Source organism: Pseudomarimonas arenosa (assembly GCF_014841215.1).
Lineage (GTDB): Bacteria > Pseudomonadota > Gammaproteobacteria > Xanthomonadales > Xanthomonadaceae > Pseudomarimonas > Pseudomarimonas arenosa.
Map to the genome: position 1 here is coordinate 1 of NZ_JACYTR010000029.1, position 18,763 is coordinate 18,763.

Genomic DNA, 18,763 nt, shown 5'->3' on the forward strand with positions numbered 1-18,763 from the left:
CAGCTACGCGGGACTGCGTCCCGATCTCGCCCAAGTGGGCCCACCACTTGGGCTCGTCGCGCCTTGCACTCGACGCAAAGTCCTCGGTGATCATCCGCGCCCCCTCATGAAATATCCGGGCTACTAGCAGGGGTGCGCTGGCTGAGCCTGCCGAAGCCAGCATCGACGGAGCGTCTGAAGCAAATACGCCCGGCCCGTGTTCCGCGCCCTTCGATAGACTCAGTCCCCTACTCCAAGCTCAGCGACCGGCCCTTCGCCGAGAGTCTCGGGAGCGAAATCAGTTGCTGGAGCGAGCGGAGCAAGTGACCCTCACGCTGGCTGAGCCCGTCGAAGCCAGCAGAGCGGTGCTGGGAGATTCAGACTGGCGGTCTTCGGTCGGCACCCTTCGACGGGCTCAGGGTGCATGGGGTGTTGGCGTGTTGCTGTGGCGACTGCTCCAGCGCTGGCTGAGCTTGTCGAAGCCAGCATCGACGGAGCGGAAGCGCAGCAAAAACTGAGCAATCGAGTCCGTGCGACTCGCCGGCCAGCTACTGCCCGATTCATCGAATTCGCGTATACTCGCGCCTCTCGCGAACCGATCGGTTCGTCTGGTTTGCCGATATGTCGGGGCGTAGCGCAGCCTGGTAGCGCACTACAATGGGGTTGTAGGGGTCGCGAGTTCGAATCTCGCCGCCCCGACCATCGGGCAAACCTGCCGTTTTCGGCACACAGCACCAAGACGATGTTCAGGTCTGCAGGCGGAAGTAGCTCACCAGGCTCGAGAGCTTGTGGGCCTCGTCCTCCAAGGCCGACGCTGACGCCGTGGCCTCTTCGACCAGGGCGGCATTTTGTTGGGTGACGCCATCCATGTGCGTGATCGCCTGATTTACCTGCTCGATGCCGGCGGCCTGTTCATCCGAGGCCGCGGTGATCTCGCTCATCAGGCTTTTCACCCGCTGTACCGAGTCGACTACTTCACTCATGGTTTCACCGGCCTCATTGGTCAGTTTGGCGCCGTGCTCGACCCGGCCGACCGATTCGGCGATCAGCGTCTTGATCTCCTTGGCAGCCTCTTGTGAGCGTTGCGCCAGTTGCCGCACTTCGCTGGCCACCACGGCAAATCCGCGTCCTTGCTCACCGGCGCGCGCTGCTTCGACAGCGGCGTTCAGGGCCAGAATATTGGTCTGAAAGGCGATGCCATCGATCACTCCGGTGATGTTCTCGATCTGCTTGGACGCCGCCGAGATGCCATGCATCTGCTCAACCACCTGGTTCACCACCTTGCCGCCGCGTTCTGCCACCTGGGCGGCACTGACCACCAGGTGACCGGCTTCGCGCGACGACTCGGCATTCTGTTTCACGGTCGATGTGAGTTCTTCCATCGACGCTGCGGTCTGCTCCAGGCTGGCGGCCTGCTGCTCCGAACGCGCCGACAGATCGCTGTTGCCAGAGGCGATCTCGCTGGCTGCTGTATTGATGGCATCGACCGCCGAGCGGACCTGCCGCATCACTTCGGTCAGGCGTTCGACCGTGGTATTGCTGTCATCGCGCATGGCGCCGAACACACCACTGAAGTGGGTTTCGATGCGGCGAGTGAGATCACCTTGTGCCAGGGCCGAAAGCAGGGCTTGCACCTCGGCGATCGATTGCTCATTGGTTCGCAGCATGCCATTGACCCCTTCGGCCAGACGCAGGAAGAAGCCCTCCTTACCCTGCGTGCTAACCCGTTGGCCAAGATCGCCTTGGCTGGCCGCCTCAATAACCCGGGCGACTTCACTCTGCATCTCCACTTCCTGGGTGAGGTCTCGCCACTCGAGCACGACGCCGAGTCTCTCGCCTTGCTCTGATATCACCGGTGCCGCGGTTTGCGCGAAGGTGACGCTGCCGAGTCTCAGCTCGCTCTGAACAACACGATCCACCTTCATGAGTGGTGATGTTCCGGCTGGCTCAAGGTGCTGCAGCTGGTTGTGTTGGGGGGCTGTCGGGTCGAGCATCGGCAGTGCTTGGCCAAGATCGGACTGGTAACGCTTGAGCAGCGAACGCATGGCCGGATTGGCATAGGCGATCTTGCCTTCGGCATTGCTGATCAACATGGCAGTGCCGGCGTTGTCGAGGGCGATGCGGATGCGAAGATTCTCCGCGGCGATCAAGCGTTCAGCCTCGATTCGCTGCGCGAGATCGGACTGCATCTGTTGCAAAGCGCGCGCTACGGCGCCCACCTCATCGCGGCTCCCAGCCTGGATCGGATAGTCCAGTTGTCCACGCGCCACCGCTTGCACGGCCTGCACTACGCCGGCCAGGGGCGAGCCAACCAGGGTGCGCAACAGAAGCACCACGGCGACCGCCAGCACCAGCACGCTGATCACGCCTACCCAGGCAATCTGATTGCGTATTGCCCGGGCACCGGCCAGTACTTCCGACTCCGGTGCTGCCACCATCAGCATGAACACGTCGTCGGCACGACCCACCTTCAACGGCACGTAGACTCGAAATGTCGGCTCGCCGATCGCCTGATCGAACTCGCGGGCAAATACGGGCTTGCCTTGCGCCAGCTCGGCATGAACGGCTTCCAGTGATTGCGGAAAGCTCTTGCCTAGAAGATTGGTTTCCGGCGCGGCCAGCACCATGCCGGTAGAGGACAGCAACCGAACCACGCCGCGCCCATAGGGTTTGATCTTGGCCAGCTCGGACTGAATCTGGTCCAGGCTCAGGTCAGCGCCGGCCACGCCTACGATCCGACCCTGCCGCCGCAGGGGGGTCATCAGGCTGGTCATCAGAACATTCTTGCCTTCCACTTCGTATTCATAGGGCTCGAACATCATCTCCGAACCACGATCGCGGCCCGCGACATAGTAGTCCTCGGTTTCCATATCGACATCGGCTTCGGGGCCCAGGGAATGCTCAAGCGTGATTTCACCGGATTGGCTGCGTATCCAGTACACCGACAAACGGCCGCTGTCCTTGGTGGTCTGCTCGCCGGGAGGCAGGCTCGCGGCCAGCGCCTCGACACTGGCTTCGTCGGGCGCGCCATCCGGCCACGCGCGTACCAGCTCGGCGTCGCGGCCATCGAAGCCATTGGCCTCAAATTCCAGCCAATAGCCCAGCGCCAGCGGGTCGGCCTCGGTGTAGCGCCTGACCAGTTCAGTGGCTGAGGCGCGGTTGGGAGTCTCGCTGGCCATCATCTGTTCGATGCCCACCGTCATGCCACGCACCATGGCGAGGCTCTCCTCGACCGTGTTACGCACCTTGGTCGATTCAGCCACCGCCAGTTGCTGCAGCTCACGCAGCGCTGCTGCCTGTTGTTCCTCGCTTGCCTTGTTGGCGATCAGCCAGGCGGCGGCGGCGAAACAGAGTGTGGCGAGCAGGCCCAGGGCCAATGCGCTCTTTGAACTAACCGACAGCCCCCAACTTCGCATGGCGAGTCCCCCAGGTGAAGGTTGTGCCTGAAGTTTAGCTGCAAGGTATGCGATTGCGCGGTGACGGCAGCCTGTCTGTGGAGGCCCTTTGAAGTCTGGACCGCCGAATGGGTGCAGAACGGAAGCGGCCGACCGCAATGCTTAGGGAAGATCTGAACAAGTTCAGAGATTCCTGCGGTGCACGGATGCACCGCCGCGATCAACAACGTAAGTTGTTGATCAGCGTAAGACGAGTCCGGACCTGTGCCGGACTCGGCGCGTCTGAGAAAGTCCGGGATGGACTTATTCAGACTTTCCTTAGCAGTCCGGTCGGGCATGAATCACGCGCGGCAACAGCCCACAGCCGTGCTGGCTACGGGCCCTTGCCGATTTGCTCGATCGTCAACTAACGTCGGCCGCCGCGACTGGCCAATGCTGGCCTTGCTTCCACTCCCAACAGATCATTGAGTTTCTGTTCGACCTCCACACGAACAGCCTTGCTCACCACACGCTTGTCCACGGGCTGGCCAGCGCTGTCGATCACCAAGGTGCTGGTGCCGGGTGGCAGCATCTGCAAGCTGTTGAGGAAGTCGATGATGTCATCCTGCGCCTGCTGCGGCATGGCGAAGTACGCATCACGCGAGTAGCGCGCCTCACCACCGTGGGCATCGATAGCTTCGGTCAGGGTGGTGAGGTCGCCCTTGTGGCCATAGGGCGCCGAGTTGCCGACATCCCATAGCTTGCGAGTGAGAAACTCCTCGGTCGAAATGCCGCCCTGGACAATCTTCTCGTTGCAGTAGTGGCGGATGGTGTCGTCGCAGAGGTTGTGCCGCTTGAGATCGGTAAATGCGCGCACGATGGCGCCATCGCCGGCGCGGGCTTCCAACCGGGGCAACTGACCCTGGCTAGTGAGGTCGAAGCTGAAATTGCCAATGTCGTTCGGGCCAGCGGTATTCGATGGGTTGAACGGGTTGGGCTCGACAAACTGCTTGCTATCGAGGTTCAGCGAGGGGATGTGGCAGTCGGCGCAGCCGGCGCGATCGAAAGCGCGTTCGCCGACCAGCACCGCAACCAGGTCCTGGCGCGCTTCAGGCAGCACTTGACCGGGCACCGCCAAGGCTGCCTGCCAGATAGTGGTGGCGGTTACATCGCCGACGCTAAGCTCATCGGCCACCCCGTCCTGGTCGAAATCGACCGTGCCAGTTTTCGCTTGGCCGAATCGTTCAACTGCTTGGATGCCGTGATGATGATTCATGGCGTTGACCGTGAACTCTCGCAGCGACACCACCGCTCCCTTTTGGTGAAACGGGCGGAGTATCAGATCGCCATTGATGCCGGCCACTGCTGAAGTATCGATGCTGCCATTCGGACGCGCGATCAGAGACCCGAACGACACCCCTTTGCTGCGCAGGTTGACACTGACGTCGCGCCCGGTCTGGCTGGCTCGCGCCAGGCCCTCCTGGCGCTGAGCCTGAAGTTCCACCGTCATTTCCCGCGCCAGCATCTCGATCGCGCCCGAGCCCTGCATGCCCAGGGTGTTGCGTTCATTGCTGAACTGATCGGATACCGAAAAGGTCACCGGGTCGAGATTCTGTGCCAGCACGAATACATTGGCCACATTGTCGCCGGCACCTCCAGGGAACGGGTCGTTATGGCAGCCAAAACAGGAATTGGCATCAGGCCCCGATGTGCGCAAGAACAAGGGGGCTGTTCCGGGCTCACGCGCAGCACCGCCGCCGGTGGTGGCTGGTCGTCCCTGGCCATCGAACATATTGAACTTTGCAGCAAACAGCTTTGCGCCATGGGTGAATACCTGATCGAAGCTCAAACTGGCGTTTTCGATCTCAGACTGATTCATGTGTTGCTTGACCACCGGCCCGTCCCCGCCGGCAATCAAACTGCCGCTGATCATCACCAGAAAAACACCACATCCCACCGCCATGGGCTTTCTTGTCATCGTCGAATTCCCCAGGTTGTCATCTCAGCTTCCGGCCGGAAGCGAGGTCTTCGGATTCTGCCCGAATTCGTTCCTGAAGGGAGAAAAAAACGCTTTCAGAACAAGTGCTTAGATTACGACAATCAGAAGCGTTCGTATTCGTGTTCGTGGGCCGGGGCTGTCTGGGGGGCGCCGCGGGCTGACCGCGTGCACTCGCGGACAGACGCCGCACTGCCGCAAGGGGTCAGATGGTTCCACGTACTTGCCAACGCGGGTTGGCCAAATGGTGACAGCAGTGCGCTGAAATGCACCCGTGCTTGGCGTAATGTGCACATCTGGTGAAGAAGTGCGTTGCCCTCCGAAACAGGTAGATGATCGCCATGAAGCTGAGGAATCTGGTGTGCGTTGCGGGGTTGTCGTGCTGGCTGGCGGTTGCCGCGGTTGCTCAGGTCAACACACCCAACCCGATCATGTTCGTCACCCAATACCCGGTGCCGAATGACTTCGCCAGCATCGGCTCGGTGTTTGCCAATCACCTGGCCGATCTTGACAGCACCGGTCGCGGTGGCGATCTGTATATCCGCTATGGCGATGGAACCCTGCGTAACCTCACCGCCGAAGCGGGCTACGGCGTGTCCAGCGGATTACAGGGATCAAGCGCGATTTCGGTTCGCGATCCTGCGCTGCATTGGTCGGGCACCAAGGCGGTGTTCAGTATGGCGATCGGCGCGCCAAGCCAGCAGTATCAGGTCAACGACTACTACTTTCAGCTGTACGAGGTGACCGGCTTCGGACAGGGTGAAACGGTAAGTATCAGCGTCGTAGCCAATCAGCCGCAGGAGTTCAACAATGTCCAGCCGACCTACGATTCGCAAGGCCGAATCGTGTTCGTTTCCGATCGGCCTCGATCGGGAGAGCGGCACCTGTACCCGCAGCACGACGAGTACGAGTCGACAGCGACCCCCACCGGGCTGTGGCGACTGAATCCTGCCAGCGGCGAGCTGATTCTTCTGCAGCATTCGCCTTCAGGCAGTTTCACACCGATCGTCGACAGCTTCGGTCGCATCGTGTTCACCCGCTGGGATCATCTGCAGCGCGATCAGCAAAACGATGCCGGTAGTCATGGCACCTTCAACTACAACGGCGAGGGGCCGGACAGCGTGCCCACCACCAGTACCGACGAAGTGTTTCCTGAACCGCGCATCGCCGCCAATGGTTCCACCCTGAATGGCCACCGCATCAATCACTTCTTCCCCTGGCAGTTGCGCCAGGATGGCAGCGAGGAAGAAACCCTGAATCATGTCGGTCGACACGAGCTTCACAGCTACTTCGATCGCAGCTTCAACAACGACGGAAATCTGGATGAATTCATTGCATCGGTGAGTGGTCGCAGCAACCCCAATTCGATTCTGAACATGCTGCAGATCGAAGAAGATCCCAGCCAAGCCGGGCGTTATGTGGCGGTGGAAGCGCCGGAGTTCGCCACCCACGGTTCCGGGCAACTGATCCGCTTTCTTGCACCTCCCAATCTGAATCCCGATCTGATCAGCATCGAGTATCTGACCCATCCCGACACCGGCGGCACCACGCCGAGCCCGAATCACAGCGGCCACTACCGTGATCCAATCGTGCTCAGCGATGGTCGGATCATTGCCGCACACGCGACCGAGCAGGGTACCGCCGGCAACAACGGCACCACGGCCAACCCGATTCCGCGCTATCAGTTTCGCTTGCGCGTGGTGAGCGGAGCATCTGGCACCATGACCGCCACCGAAGCGCTGACCCCGGGTATCAGCAAACCGATACAGTTCTGGGATCCTGACACTCTGGTCAGTTACAGCGGCAATCTATGGGAATTGCAGCCGGTGGAAGTGCGTGCGAAGAACGTGCCGCCGGATACTGCTTTTGTTTCTCAGGCGCCGGAGCAGGATGCCTACAGCCTGGAAGGGGTGAGTGAGCAGCAGTTTCGAGCATTTCTCAAACAGCGCGGATTGGCTGTGCTGGTGATGCGCAATGTCACCACGCGGGATGATGCCGATGAGCAGCAGCCCTACAATCTGCGTGTGCCCGGCGGCGTGCAATCGGCGCCGAGCGGCGGCACGCTGTACGACATCAGTCACATGCAGTTCTTCCAGGGCGATCAGATTCGCGGCATCGGTGGCATCGGCACGCCGCGACCGGGGCGCCGTGTATTGGCGCAGGTGATGCACGACAGCCAGGCGATGAGTTTGAACGCAACGGCTCCTGGCGCCCCTGCAGGTAGCACCGCCATCTTTGCTGATGGTTCCGTCGCCGCCTATGTGCCGACCCGACGCGCGCTGAGCTGGCAGGCCACCGACGCTGGCGGCACCGCAGTCGTACGAGAGCGCTACTGGCTCAGCTTTCAGCCGGGGGAAGTGCGCGCCTGCGACGGCTGTCACGGCGTCAACACCGTATCGCACACCGGCCAGACCGCGGCACAGAACACGGCCCTGGCGTTTCGCGACCTGCTGGCACGCTGGAAACTCAGCGCTCCGGCCTTTCAGGATGGATTCGAACCGGCGCCGTAGGCTGCGCTCGGGCAGCGTTCACGAGCGTGATGGATGAGCCAAGGGTGGGCCACGGGCACATTGGTTTCATCGTAGGGTGGGCCGTTCGACAGGCTCACGACAGCATCCCCAGCACCTGCATAGGGTGCGCCTTGGGCGCACCGCTATGCATCTCAACTTAGCTTAGAACTTCACTTCCGCACGAGCGTAGACAAACCGGCCCGCTGGCAAGTCGTAGTTCGATGCATCGTAACCATTCAGCGAACACGACAGACAGATCGGCGGCAGCTTGCTGGTGACGTTGTTGACGCCCAGGGTCAGCTGTGTGCCGTCAAACCATGGGGCGCGCCAGCCCAACTGCAGGTCGTGGTAGCTGGTGGAGCCGATGTGGTTGCGGTTGTTGACCGGGTCTGGGCAAACCGAGAACTGTGTGGCGCGTCCGCAGGTCTCTTCCAGGTCGCTGATGTGGCGCAGTCGCCAGCCCGCAGTGAAATCACCGTAGCTCCAGTCCAGCGACAGATTCGAGGTCCACTCGGGAATGCCGGAGTCGTTGACCTCGAAGCCTACGGCTTGAGGCTGCGGCGTGCCCAGGTCGTCAACCGCACGGTAGTCGTTGACGATGGTGTTCTGCCAGCTGACCTTGAGCTGGCCGAGATCGGTTTCCGGGAGCGTCCAGAAGAAGTCCAGATCATAGCCATCGGTTTCGATTTGACCAAAGTTCTGCAACCGGTTGTTGAAGCTGTCGATCACGCCCGTGCTGGCACGCGTAATGCCTTGGCAGAACGGTGAGCTCACGCCGTTCGCGACACACAGGTCAAGCTGGGTCTGTGCGTCCACCGCCTGAATCGCACCTTCAAGCTCGTGGTTGTAGTAGGTGAACTCGATATCGAACTTCTCCGACCACGCCGAGTTGGTACCGAACTCCGGGCTGAACACAAAGCCCAGTGAGTAGCTGTCAGATGTTTCTGGCAGCAGGTTCGGATTGCCGCCGGTGGTCACCGAGATCTGCGAATTGGTTTGGGTTGCGCCGGTCGGAACCCCAAACGCGCTGCAGTTGGCCGTAGGCTGTGAACCGTCGATGCCGATCAAGCACGGGTCATCGATGTCGATATCGTTACGCGCTGCCGAGCCAAACAGCTCGCCAATCGAGGGCGCCCGGAAGCCTTCCGCGATGCTGCCGCGAAACACGAACTGATCACCAAACTGCCAGCGGAAGCCGAACTTGCCCGTGGTGTCACCGCCCGACGTGCTGTAGTCCGAGTAGCGCGCCGCGGCGCTCAGGTCGAGCTGGCTACCCTCGTTCGCATACACCGGAATATTGAACTCAGCAAAGTACTCATCGACGTCGTACTTACCGAACGTGGGCAAGGAAGGCACGCCGTTGTACTCACCGGCGACGGTCAGCGCGTCGGGCAGATAGAAGCCATCCTGCACGCGATGCTCATAGCCGGCTGCAAACGACAGTGGGCCTGCTGGCAGCTCGAACAGATCGCCGGTCAGGTTGGCCGAGAACAGTTGCAGATTGTTCTCACTGCGATCACGGACGATAGGCTGGATATAGGCCAGCATTTCCGGCGTAATGCTGCCGGGGCCGCTGAAGATATCCAGGGGCACGCAGTTTGGATCGGCATTGCAGTTCTCGATGGGGCCCAGGGCCAGAGCGATACGGCGAATGTTGTAGCTGCCAAAGTTGGTCTGGTCGGCTTCGTTCTTGCTGCGGGCGTAATTCAGATCCCATATAAAGCTGCGATCGCCGAGCTCAAACGCGCCTTCCAGGCCGGTGGCGAAGTACCAAGTGTCGACATCCTGGAAGAAACGCCGCGGCCCGCCCTCGACCGGGCGGCGGCCGATGAAGATGAGATTGGCGCCCGGACCGCTGGAGATCAGATCAAAGCCAAAGGGATTGAACGGATTGCTGGCCGAGATCAAGGCGTTGTCGGCGTAGCTGTTGCCCGAGCCTGGTCCCAGTGAAATCGGTTCCGGCGCTGCCCGGTTCAGCGATTCGCGCTGGTTGTAGAGGGTACGGACATACCAGCTTACCCCGTTGTCGAAGTAGAAGCGCGCCTGTCCAAACACGCTCTTTCGCTCGCTCGGTGTTTGCAGCAGGTTGAACTCGGCGAAATTGAAGCGGTTAGCGCCTGTGAATCCGATGAAGTCACCGGGGTAGCTGGGCCCGCCAGGGAAGAATTGGCCGTTCGGCGTGGTGATGTCCTGCTCAATACCGGTGTTGGGATCAACAAAGATAAAGCGCCCGTTCGGCGTAAACGAGGAGCCTAGCGCTACGCCCGTGCCGGGCACCGGGAATGCCGCCTGCTCCACTCGATTGGAGTCGATGCCGTCCTGCTCGGTACTGCTGGCCGACAGGAAAAAGCTGAAGTTGTCGCCCGCTCCACCGAAGGAGATTTCGCCCGATTTGGTGTCGCCGCCTTCTTCATATTCGCCGTAGTACACCGACGCCTGGGTGCCCTCGAAAGTACGTCGGGTGATGATATTGACCACACCGGCGATGGCATCAGAACCGTAGATCGAGGACGCACCGTCCTCGAGCACTTCGATGCGTTCGATGATTGCTACCGGAATGGTATTCAGATCGACCGAGCTCGATACGCCGGAGGCCGAGGACTCATTGACCCAGCGAATGCCATCCACCAGCACCAGCACGCGCCTGGAGCTGAGATGGCGCAAATCCACCGTTGCCGAACCGGCGCCGACGCCGCTGCCATCCGATGGGAAGCCGAAGTTGCCGCTGGAGTTGAATTTTGTGTTCAGGGACGAACCGGAGCCCGTCAGCTGCTGGACGATATCGGCGACTGAGGTCAGGCCGGTTTTCTCCAGCTGCTCGCGGGTGATCACCGATACCGGGGTTTGCCCCTCGATCTCAGCCTTCTTGATGCGTGAACCGGTGACTTCGACCCGATCGAGTCTGGCCGCATCTTCCTGGGCCATGACCGGGGCGGCCAGCACGGCAAAGGTGCCGGTGACAAGCGCAGCGCGAATCGCCGCTGCGACTGGTTTGCAGTGTAGCTTCATACTGAACTCCAAGCAGAACCAAAAGAAAGTTGCTCTCCCTATACCGACGATTCCCCCGTCGGCGGCGCGAAGCGCCCCCCGCGTTTTAACGGGTTGTTGAGGATTTGTACACAGAAGGTTTACGCAAAACGGTGGAACAGGCCGCTCAGACTGAATCTGACCTAAATTTGCGCTGAACGATGCGTTTGGTGCAGTGCAGCGAAACGGCGTGCGGGCGCCAAGGCTGCAGGATGGAGCCCTGTGCTACTGAACTATCCGGTCGGAGGCGAGCGGTTTCGCCCTCAGTCCAGTGCTTACGCCTTAGGGCATCGCGTAGCGTTCGATACCGGTCTTGCCATCAAAAATCCATAGCTCGCTGCTGCCGCTACCCGGGACCAGATAGACGCTGCGCAGCGGATGCGGCGGACTGAAGCGGAACAGGGCGTTTCCGTGACTATCAGTCACGACTACGGAGTTCGGGTGGCCGTGCTTGCTCGCCGAGTCTGGATGGCGAGTGACGAAGGCCAGGCGTTGCCGATCAAAGGCCACATCGCCGGCCCAGCTGACCAGGCCGGAGGGCGCCGGCCAGGTCACCTGGGCATCGCCATTGGCCGCGTAAACGGTCACCAGCGGCGGGTGAGTCCTCGGGTCGAGGGCGGAGGCCGAGCTGGCACCCGAGACAATGGCAATTGAGCCATCGGGCGCCGTGCCTGCCGGACCCGGGATATCCAGCCACTGCTCGTCGGCGGTTCGGTCGATTTGCCGTAGCACGCTGCCGTCGGGGTCGACCAAGTAGGCATTGCGGAAACCAAGCACCCATCGGTTGGTGCTGCCCGGTTGGCTGTACCAGCCCTGCGAGACTTCATCCTCAAGGGGGACCGCTGCGATGCCGACTCGCTGGCAATCACGATCGAAGTGGACAAAACCATTGCGTGGCCTGGATGGCTGCGCCTGCCGGCTGAGATAGATCTCGCCGGCGTCGGTGACGGTCATTGATGGCAGTGACAGTGCCGAAGCGAAGTCGCTGACATCGGGGCGACAGGTGCGAAGCCACTGCCCCTGCGGGTCGAAGACATGCACGCTGCCGCTGCGTTGGTCTGCCGCGTAGATGCGTTGATCGGCATCCAGCTGGAGCGCTGCGATCTGGTCCAATCCAGCCGCGTCCGGGCGCCGTCCCAGCACCCGATCGACCACGCCCTTGTCATCCAGACGCAGCAGAGACTCGCCGTCACTGGTCCAGCGACTTCCGTCGGCAGCCTGCTTCAGGTTTCCGCGCGGGCTGAAGCGACGGCCATCGGAGAATTTCGGCGTCCACGCCGCGATGACCCGCCCGTCGAGGGCCATGTCGACCATGCTCGGACTGCCGTCGAAGTCGTATACGATGACGCCGCCGTCGCGATTGGCCTCCAGTCCGGCCAGATAATTCGGTGTCCGGCCCCAGCTCTGGCGCAGATCCACGGAGTCCACATGCAGTCCGTTCTGATCATAGCGTTTGAGTGCCTTGGAGACGCCCTCCAGCACCACAACATCAGCCTCCGTGGTGACCGCGACGTCTTGTGGACTGAACAGCTGGGTTGGATCCTGATAGCTCTGGGCGATCGTCCAGCGTGGCAGGCCGTCGGGACCGAAGGCACTGAGGCCAGCCTTGCGACTGCCGTCCAAGGGCTCGTTGATGAGCGCGACGAATCCCCCGTCGCCCCAGCGGTGCAGCGATTCGATAGCCGCGGCGTTGAACTCAGCAATCGGCTCAATCAGGCCTTGTTGAGCGTCGACCCACGCGGCGGACGAGCGTTTGCCGATGCCATACTCCGAGCGAACCCATAGCCAGCGGTTACCGCTGATCCAGGTCAGATGGTGCCTGGCCTCGCTGCTCTCGGTTGTGATAGCCGCGGGCGTCCACTGGCCAAGCAAGCCGCCATGCTGATCGATGAAGACCAGATCGATTTCGTGCGGGCAGTCGCACTGCCGCAGGAAACCCAACCTCTGTTTGTCGTCGATGTCAAACGCGATCACCCGGCGTATTGGCGACGGCCTGCGTTCGCCCTGGAGCAGTTCAATCCGGCCCAGATGCTGAAGCGCCTGTTCCTGGACGGCGACACCCTGCGTGTCCGGGGCGCTGTCCGCAAAGCCGAGATCGGCGGCCCGAGCGACCTCCTCAACGCGCCAGCCGCCAGCGCTTTCCGAGCTGGGTGTCACTTGATAGCTGATCAGCATCGCTTGGCTGACCGCACGAAGGGTGAACCGAGGCGGCGCAGATGCGGTGTTCAGGATCGCACCGTGTTGCCTTATCCGCTGCAGCAGTTTGCGCTGCGCGTGGGTATCGCCGGGTGCTGTGTAGTCGTCGCTGAAATCGATGCTCCAGACGGGCTTGCCGTCCAGGTCCACCAGGCTGAAACGGGCGCCAAACTGTTTGGCTTCGGCGTCGGCCCGATACCAGTGAATCAGGGTCAATGGCGTGCCCGGCAGCGCCTGCGCATCGAAGATGAAAGGTGTCAGCTGCGCATCCTGCATCAGCTGTTTGGGTCGAATCTGGCCGATCCGCTCGCCGCTGCTTAGCCTATAGATCCACCATGACTCGGCGCCGGCGTTGCGGTCGCTGTCGGCGATCCGAATGACCAGGCGGTCATTGTCAGCATCGACAAACAGCCCCGCGCCCTTGGGGTCACCCAGGGTGTGCAGAAATCGGCTGGGTTCACGGGCACTGCGGTGGTCAGCAACGGTCTGTCCCTTGTGGTCGATGATGGCCACGATGAATTGGCCGAGATCGCGATACGCGGCATCCAGCCCGTTGCTGTAACCAAAGCCGGCGACCATGCCCCGGTCGGTCACTGCGGCGGATCGCAGCGTATACGGTAGGGTCTGGCTCCACAGCCGTTGACCTCGGTGGAGCAGTTGGTAACTCGCAGAGCCGGCGCCATTGCGCGTGCTTGGATCGATCCTGACGACGTAGTCGCCGGATGCCGAGGCATAGTGCGTGGGCGACAGGTCCGGGATGCTGATATCACTGGCGCTCGCCGTCAGCGACAGCAGAAGCAGAAATAGCCAGCAGCACAGCTGACCGCACACGGTGGCCAAGGCCGGAAACATGCGGTTCTCCTTGATCGGTCCAAGCCTGGCTGCATGCAAGCAGTCGAGCATAGCCCAGGTTTCGAGCAGGCCGCAGGTTCAGCCTCACGGGTGCGTGGCCTGCGCGTCGGCCGAGTGGCGAGACCGGCCTTGGCAAGCGCATCGGGGGCGTTCTGACGGCTGCTAAGAGTTCAGGGTGGACGCGTTCAGGCTTCCCAAAAGCACCAAGCCTTCGCATGGCGAAGGCTTGGTGGGTGAAACTATATGTCGGCGGCTTAGCGGCCGAGGCAAACAGCCGAACGCAGGCGGCGGGCGCGACGGCGATGACGGGCGCGTTTCATGATGTACTCCTGAGTGGATGGGGACCGCCTAGGATCTCATGTCTGGGCCGAGCATGCGACTGTTGCTGAATGCGGCGGGGTCGCGGTGCCGACCTGCGGACCCACGACCCGCCCCCGGAAGGCGCGTGCTCGGTCACTCTCTCGGCTCACCGTGCCGATTCACGGTGATCGAACGACCGGGCGGATACGACAGGCGCACCCAATGTTCGATGCCGCGGAACTCGTAGCTGACGTCCCAATAGCTGGGGCGTCCGCGATGGTCGTCACGGCAGCGCACCATGCCACGTTCATAGCCGCGCTGGTCGTCATAGCGCTCATAGCGCTGATCGTCGCGGCCGGCCCGGCTGCCGATGGCGGCGCCCACCGCGGCGCCACCGACGGTGGCCGCCGTCTGGCCGCGCCCATCGCCAATCTGATGGCCGATGATGCCGCCGATGATGGCTCCGGCCACGGCGCCGCCGACATTGGCTTTGTCGCGGCGGCGGTAGTCGCTGCCACGGTCATCGTGCCAGCAGTGGCGACCACGGTGCTCAAACACGGCTCGCACCGAGGTGACTTCCGCCTCGTACAGGCGCTCATTCGGGCGTCGGCGGTAGGCGTAATCGTCCTGGGTGGGCGGTAGCCCCCGGTAGCCGCGATCGCGTTCCTGGTACAGCGGACGCGCGGAAGAAATGCGGTCGTTCAGGCCAAACTGGCGCATCGAGGGGTAGTTGTCGGCGCGCAACACTTCGCAGCGGCCCTTGAAGTAGTTGTGCTCACACACTTCCCAGGTGCCGCGCTCGATCACAATCGAGCTGACATCGTCATTGAAACGGATCTGGTCGAAGTCGACGATGGGCTCATGGGCGGTGAAGCGATCGCCGCGGAAATCATCATGCTTGTAAAAGGTGATCTGGCTGAAGCCCGGTGCCGCGAACAGCAGGGTGGCGACACCGAAGAGCAGGCGGGGCAGGCTGTGCATGGGGCAAATCCTCGCGTCGAATGGCATCAGTTTGCACGCCCTACCTGTACGAATCTCGACTGAGCAGGACGGCTCATTCAGCTGTTGCAGAGCGTATTCATGGCCGCGAACCGGTCGCAGCGCCCGTTCAAAGGCGGCAGTTGGAACTCGATGAGCCCTAGTGTTCGCGGCATACTCGCTTGGGAGCGTGATTTGCTCAACGCCCATCGCCAGCGAAAGACCAAGTCAGACCATGACCATGATTCGTGTGCATCACCTGAACAATTCACGCTCGCAGCGCATCCTTTGGTTGCTGGAAGAGCTGGGTCTTGAGTATGAAGTGAGGCGCTATCAGCGCGATGCCAGGACCATGCTGGCGCCGGAGTCCTTGAAGAAGCTGCATCCGCTGGGCAAGTCGCCGTTGCTGGAGGTGGATGGCGAAGTGCTGGTTGAGTCGGGGGCGATTGTCGAGTATCTGGTCGATCGCTTCGATACTGATCGGCGCCTGTCGCCGGCACACGATAGCGCCAGCCGCGTCCGCTTTAACTATTGGCTTCACTATGCCGAAGGCTCGGCGATGCCGCCGCTGCTGCTCAGTCTGGTCTTCAATAAGGTCAAGACCAGTCCGATGCCGTTCTTCGTCAAGCCGATCGCCCGTGGTATTGCCGACAAGGTGATGAGCACCTTTGTCAGTCCACAGCTGAAGCTCCACTTCGACTATCTGGAGTCCGAACTGGGCAAGCAGGCCTGGTTTGCCGGCGAGGCTTTCAGCGCCGCCGATATCCAGATGAGCTTCCCGATCGAAGCGGCCGCCGCGCGGCTTGGCTTCGATCGGCGGCCCAATCTGCAACGCTATCTCAATGCCATTCAGGCACGGCCAGCCTATCAGCGTGCGCTGACCCAGGGCGGGCCGTATCAGTTGCTGAGTTGAGCTTGCAGCGGGCGGCCGCAGAGCTGCTGGACGCAGTTCCCTCCCGGCCAGGCCACTGGCACGCTTCTGGGCAATGGAATAACTGCTTACACTGGCGGCGGTCTGCGATAGTCGGAATCTGCCCATGTCCACATCTCCGTATCACCTGGAGCAACTGCTGGAGTTTCTTCGCGAAGCCCCGGTGGCCGGTGTGCTCAATCCGGCCGTCGCGAAGAGCCGCGGGCATGCGCTCGAGCAGGTGCAAGGTGAGCTAAGTCCGGACGAACGAGCGGACATTCGGCGGATCGACGTTGACGAGGTCTGCCGACGCCTGCACAAGATCGAAGACAGCAGCGTTCGGCCGGAAGTGATCGACCTCTACAACAAACGTCTGAAGTCGGCCCTGACCGACTACATCGCCTGGGTGAGAGACTCGACATCGTTTCGTTCGGTGGGTGGAGACCGGGTCAAGCCGGGCAAGCGCAACGGCTACAGCTCCGTTGAACAGGCCGAAGAGGTGCGCGCACTGGAGGAGACCTCGCTGACCACTAGCGAATGGGCCTCGGGTCTGTTGTCGATCCCGATACGTGAGGATCTCTCGGTATTCGTACATAACCTGCCGCTTGACTTGAATGCCGAAGAGGCAAGCAGAATTGCGCGGGTGATTGAAGCCCTGGCGCGCGACCGGGTGCGCGGCACATGATTCGTACCGACCGCCGACTGCTGGTTGCGCCGATGGCCATTTTTGGCGTTGGCGGCGTGGTCTTGCTGTTGGTCTTCCTGCTTTACGATGGCAGTGGGCCGGTGCACGAGAATCTGCTCCCTGAGCTGATCGGGTTCTGTATCGAAGGCTTCTTCCTGGTCGGCTTGCTGACCTTGATTCAAGAGTCACGCGAGCGGGTGCGGCGGCAGGAGCTATGGCAAAGCCTGCGTGGTTCGTTGCGCGGCATCCTGTCCAATCTGGATATCGCCATGCTGCCGCCCAATGCCGAGCCGACACCCACCGCGCGCCTGGAGCGTGACACCAGCATGGTGCCGCGTTTCATGCGCGAGATGCAGTCGGTGCAGATCGAATTGCCGAGCATGCTGGCACTCAAGCGGGAGAGTATCGAAGCGCTTTCGCTGATGCGCGATCTGGTGCCGGTTGCCGCCCAGCTCAGCGCCGGCCATATGCGCTGGTGGATCGCCATCGTCGACAGCATGCGGCAGATTTCCACCACGCGCAGCCGGGAAGAATTCGAGCAGCACACTTATCGGCTTCTGGAGAATATCCAGGAGTTCGATCGTCTGGGCTATTGAGCGGTGGGCAATGCCTAGCAAGCAGGTCTGGCGACATGCCGCCACCGCGCCTCCGTCCGATCTGCCGGCCATTGACCAGGCGGCCTTCAGGGCCGAGATCGATGCCTTGCGAGCCGAGCTGAACGCGAACCTGGGGCCCGCTGACCTGGTCCACCTGCGCAAGATGCAGCGGTGGGGGCGACTGTGTAGCCTGTTCGGCTATGCCACTGCCTGGATCATGATCAACCCGATCAGCGCGATCTTGATTGGACTGGGGCAGTCGGCACGGTGGACGATGATTGCCCACCACGTGCTGCACCGTGGCTACGACCGCGTGCCCGGGACACCGCGCGCCCTGACCAGCAAGGGATTCGCCCAGGGTTGGCGGCGCTTTCTCGATTGGCCGGAGTGGATCCATCCGCAGGCCTGGAATTACGAGCACAACCGACTGCATCACTTCCACACCGGCGAGCTGCACGACCCGGATCTGGTCGAACACCACAGCTGGCTGTTGCGCCTGCCGGTGCTGCCGATGCCGCTGAAGGCGTTGCTGATCGCCGTGCTGATGTCTACCTGGAAGTGGTTGTACTACGCACCCAATACCTATTGGGCCTGGCGTCAGGGGCTGGCCAACAAGCGGCAGGCGCAATTGAATGCCGCCGAGGTGGCCGAAGAGGATGTCAGCAATGCCTGGCGCTTGCTTTACCCTGGCGAGCGCCTGCTGCTGCCGCTGACGCCGCGTGCACTGGCCTATTGGCTGCGCTGCTTCCTTCCCTACATTGCGTTTCGCTTTGTGCTGATTCCGGCATTGTTCCTGCCTCTGGGACATGCAGCATTCTGGGCCGTGCTGATCAACAGCCTGCTGGCCGAGATCCTCAGCAATCTGCACACCTTTCTGGTGATTGTGCCCAATCACGCTGGCGATGATGTGTACCGCTATGACGCACCGATACGCAATCGCAGCGAGTTCTATCTGCGTCAGGTGTTAGGTTCCGTGAACTATCCAGGCGGGCGCGACCTTTCCGACTTCCTGCACGGCTATCTTAACTATCAGATCGAGCACCATCTTTGGCCCGATCTGCCGATGCTCAAGTATCGGCAGGCGGCGCCGCGGGTGAAGGCCATTTGTCAGCGACATGGTGTGCCGTATGTCGAAGAAACGGTGTTCCGGCGCTTCGGCAAGCTCTGGGGCATTCTCACCGGCACGGCGAGCATGCGTCGTGCCGCGCCGGTTCAATAAAGCAGCTCATGGAGAGCCCTGCGCTTTTCTCCGAAGAACCGCACACGGACCTTGAACCGGAGCGACTTAACCCGGCCCCTCCCCCGCCAGGGGGAGCAAGTCGTGACTTCTGCGAATCAATGAGTTACGCCATTGGTTCAT

10 protein-coding genes and 1 tRNA gene are annotated in these 18,763 nt (G+C 61.6%); 6 read left to right on the forward strand and 5 right to left on the reverse strand.

The annotated features are described in order from the left end of the window. Positions 1–604: 604 nt before the first annotated feature. Positions 605–681, forward strand: a tRNA-Pro gene (locus tag IFO71_RS13260). A 44-nt stretch (positions 682–725) separates the two neighbouring features. Here IFO71_RS13260 and IFO71_RS22320 read toward each other — a convergent pair. Both IFO71_RS22320 and IFO71_RS13270 read right to left on the reverse strand, forming a co-directional pair. Next, positions 726–3,395, reverse strand: coding sequence for a methyl-accepting chemotaxis protein (locus tag IFO71_RS22320; RefSeq protein ID WP_192030127.1), 2,670 nt, complete (start codon positions 3,393–3,395; stop codon positions 726–728). A 385-nt stretch (positions 3,396–3,780) separates the two neighbouring features. Beyond that, a complete protein-coding gene (locus IFO71_RS13270) occupies positions 3,781–5,331 on the reverse strand; it encodes a di-heme oxidoredictase family protein (RefSeq protein ID WP_192030128.1) in 1,551 nt (516 codons plus the stop codon). 359 nt (positions 5,332–5,690) lie between these two features. On the opposite strand from IFO71_RS13270, the gene IFO71_RS13275 reads away from it, so the two are divergent. Continuing rightward, the gene (locus IFO71_RS13275; protein WP_192030129.1) at positions 5,691–7,859 is read left to right on the forward strand and encodes an HzsA-related protein; all 2,169 of its coding nucleotides are present in this window, start codon (positions 5,691–5,693) and stop codon (positions 7,857–7,859) included. A 162-nt stretch (positions 7,860–8,021) separates the two neighbouring features. On the opposite strand, the gene IFO71_RS13280 is transcribed toward IFO71_RS13275, so the two are convergent. From IFO71_RS13280 to IFO71_RS13290, 3 genes are all read right to left on the reverse strand, one after another. Next, positions 8,022–10,784, reverse strand: a complete 2,763-nt coding sequence (locus tag IFO71_RS13280) for a TonB-dependent receptor plug domain-containing protein (protein WP_225444632.1) — start codon at positions 10,782–10,784, stop codon at positions 8,022–8,024. 384 nt (positions 10,785–11,168) lie between these two features. Beyond that, positions 11,169–13,934, reverse strand: coding sequence for an NHL repeat-containing protein (locus tag IFO71_RS13285; RefSeq protein WP_192030131.1), 2,766 nt, complete (start codon positions 13,932–13,934; stop codon positions 11,169–11,171). A gap of 453 nt (positions 13,935–14,387) precedes the next feature. After that, positions 14,388–15,215, reverse strand: a complete 828-nt coding sequence (locus IFO71_RS13290) for a beta/gamma crystallin-related protein (RefSeq protein ID WP_192030132.1) — start codon at positions 15,213–15,215, stop codon at positions 14,388–14,390. A gap of 238 nt (positions 15,216–15,453) precedes the next feature. Between IFO71_RS13290 and IFO71_RS13295 the strand changes: the two genes are divergently transcribed. The 4 genes from IFO71_RS13295 (at position 15,454) to IFO71_RS13310 (ending at position 18,622) form a co-directional block, all read left to right on the forward strand. After that, positions 15,454–16,125, forward strand: a complete 672-nt coding sequence (locus tag IFO71_RS13295; RefSeq protein WP_192030162.1) for a glutathione S-transferase — start codon at positions 15,454–15,456, stop codon at positions 16,123–16,125. A gap of 124 nt (positions 16,126–16,249) precedes the next feature. Then, entirely contained in the window at positions 16,250–16,807 is a 558-nt protein-coding gene (locus IFO71_RS21910; protein ID WP_225444630.1) for a hypothetical protein, read from the forward strand. Next, positions 16,804–17,403, forward strand: a complete 600-nt coding sequence (locus tag IFO71_RS13305; protein ID WP_192030133.1) for a hypothetical protein — start codon at positions 16,804–16,806, stop codon at positions 17,401–17,403. The genes IFO71_RS21910 and IFO71_RS13305 overlap by 4 nt, the downstream gene beginning before the upstream one ends. Before the next feature lie 10 nt (positions 17,404–17,413). Beyond that, positions 17,414–18,622 carry a fatty acid desaturase family protein gene (locus tag IFO71_RS13310; protein ID WP_192030134.1) on the forward strand — a complete coding sequence of 403 codons (1,209 nt, stop codon included), beginning with the start codon at positions 17,414–17,416 and terminating at the stop codon, positions 18,620–18,622. The last annotated feature ends 141 nt before the right edge of the window (positions 18,623–18,763 follow it).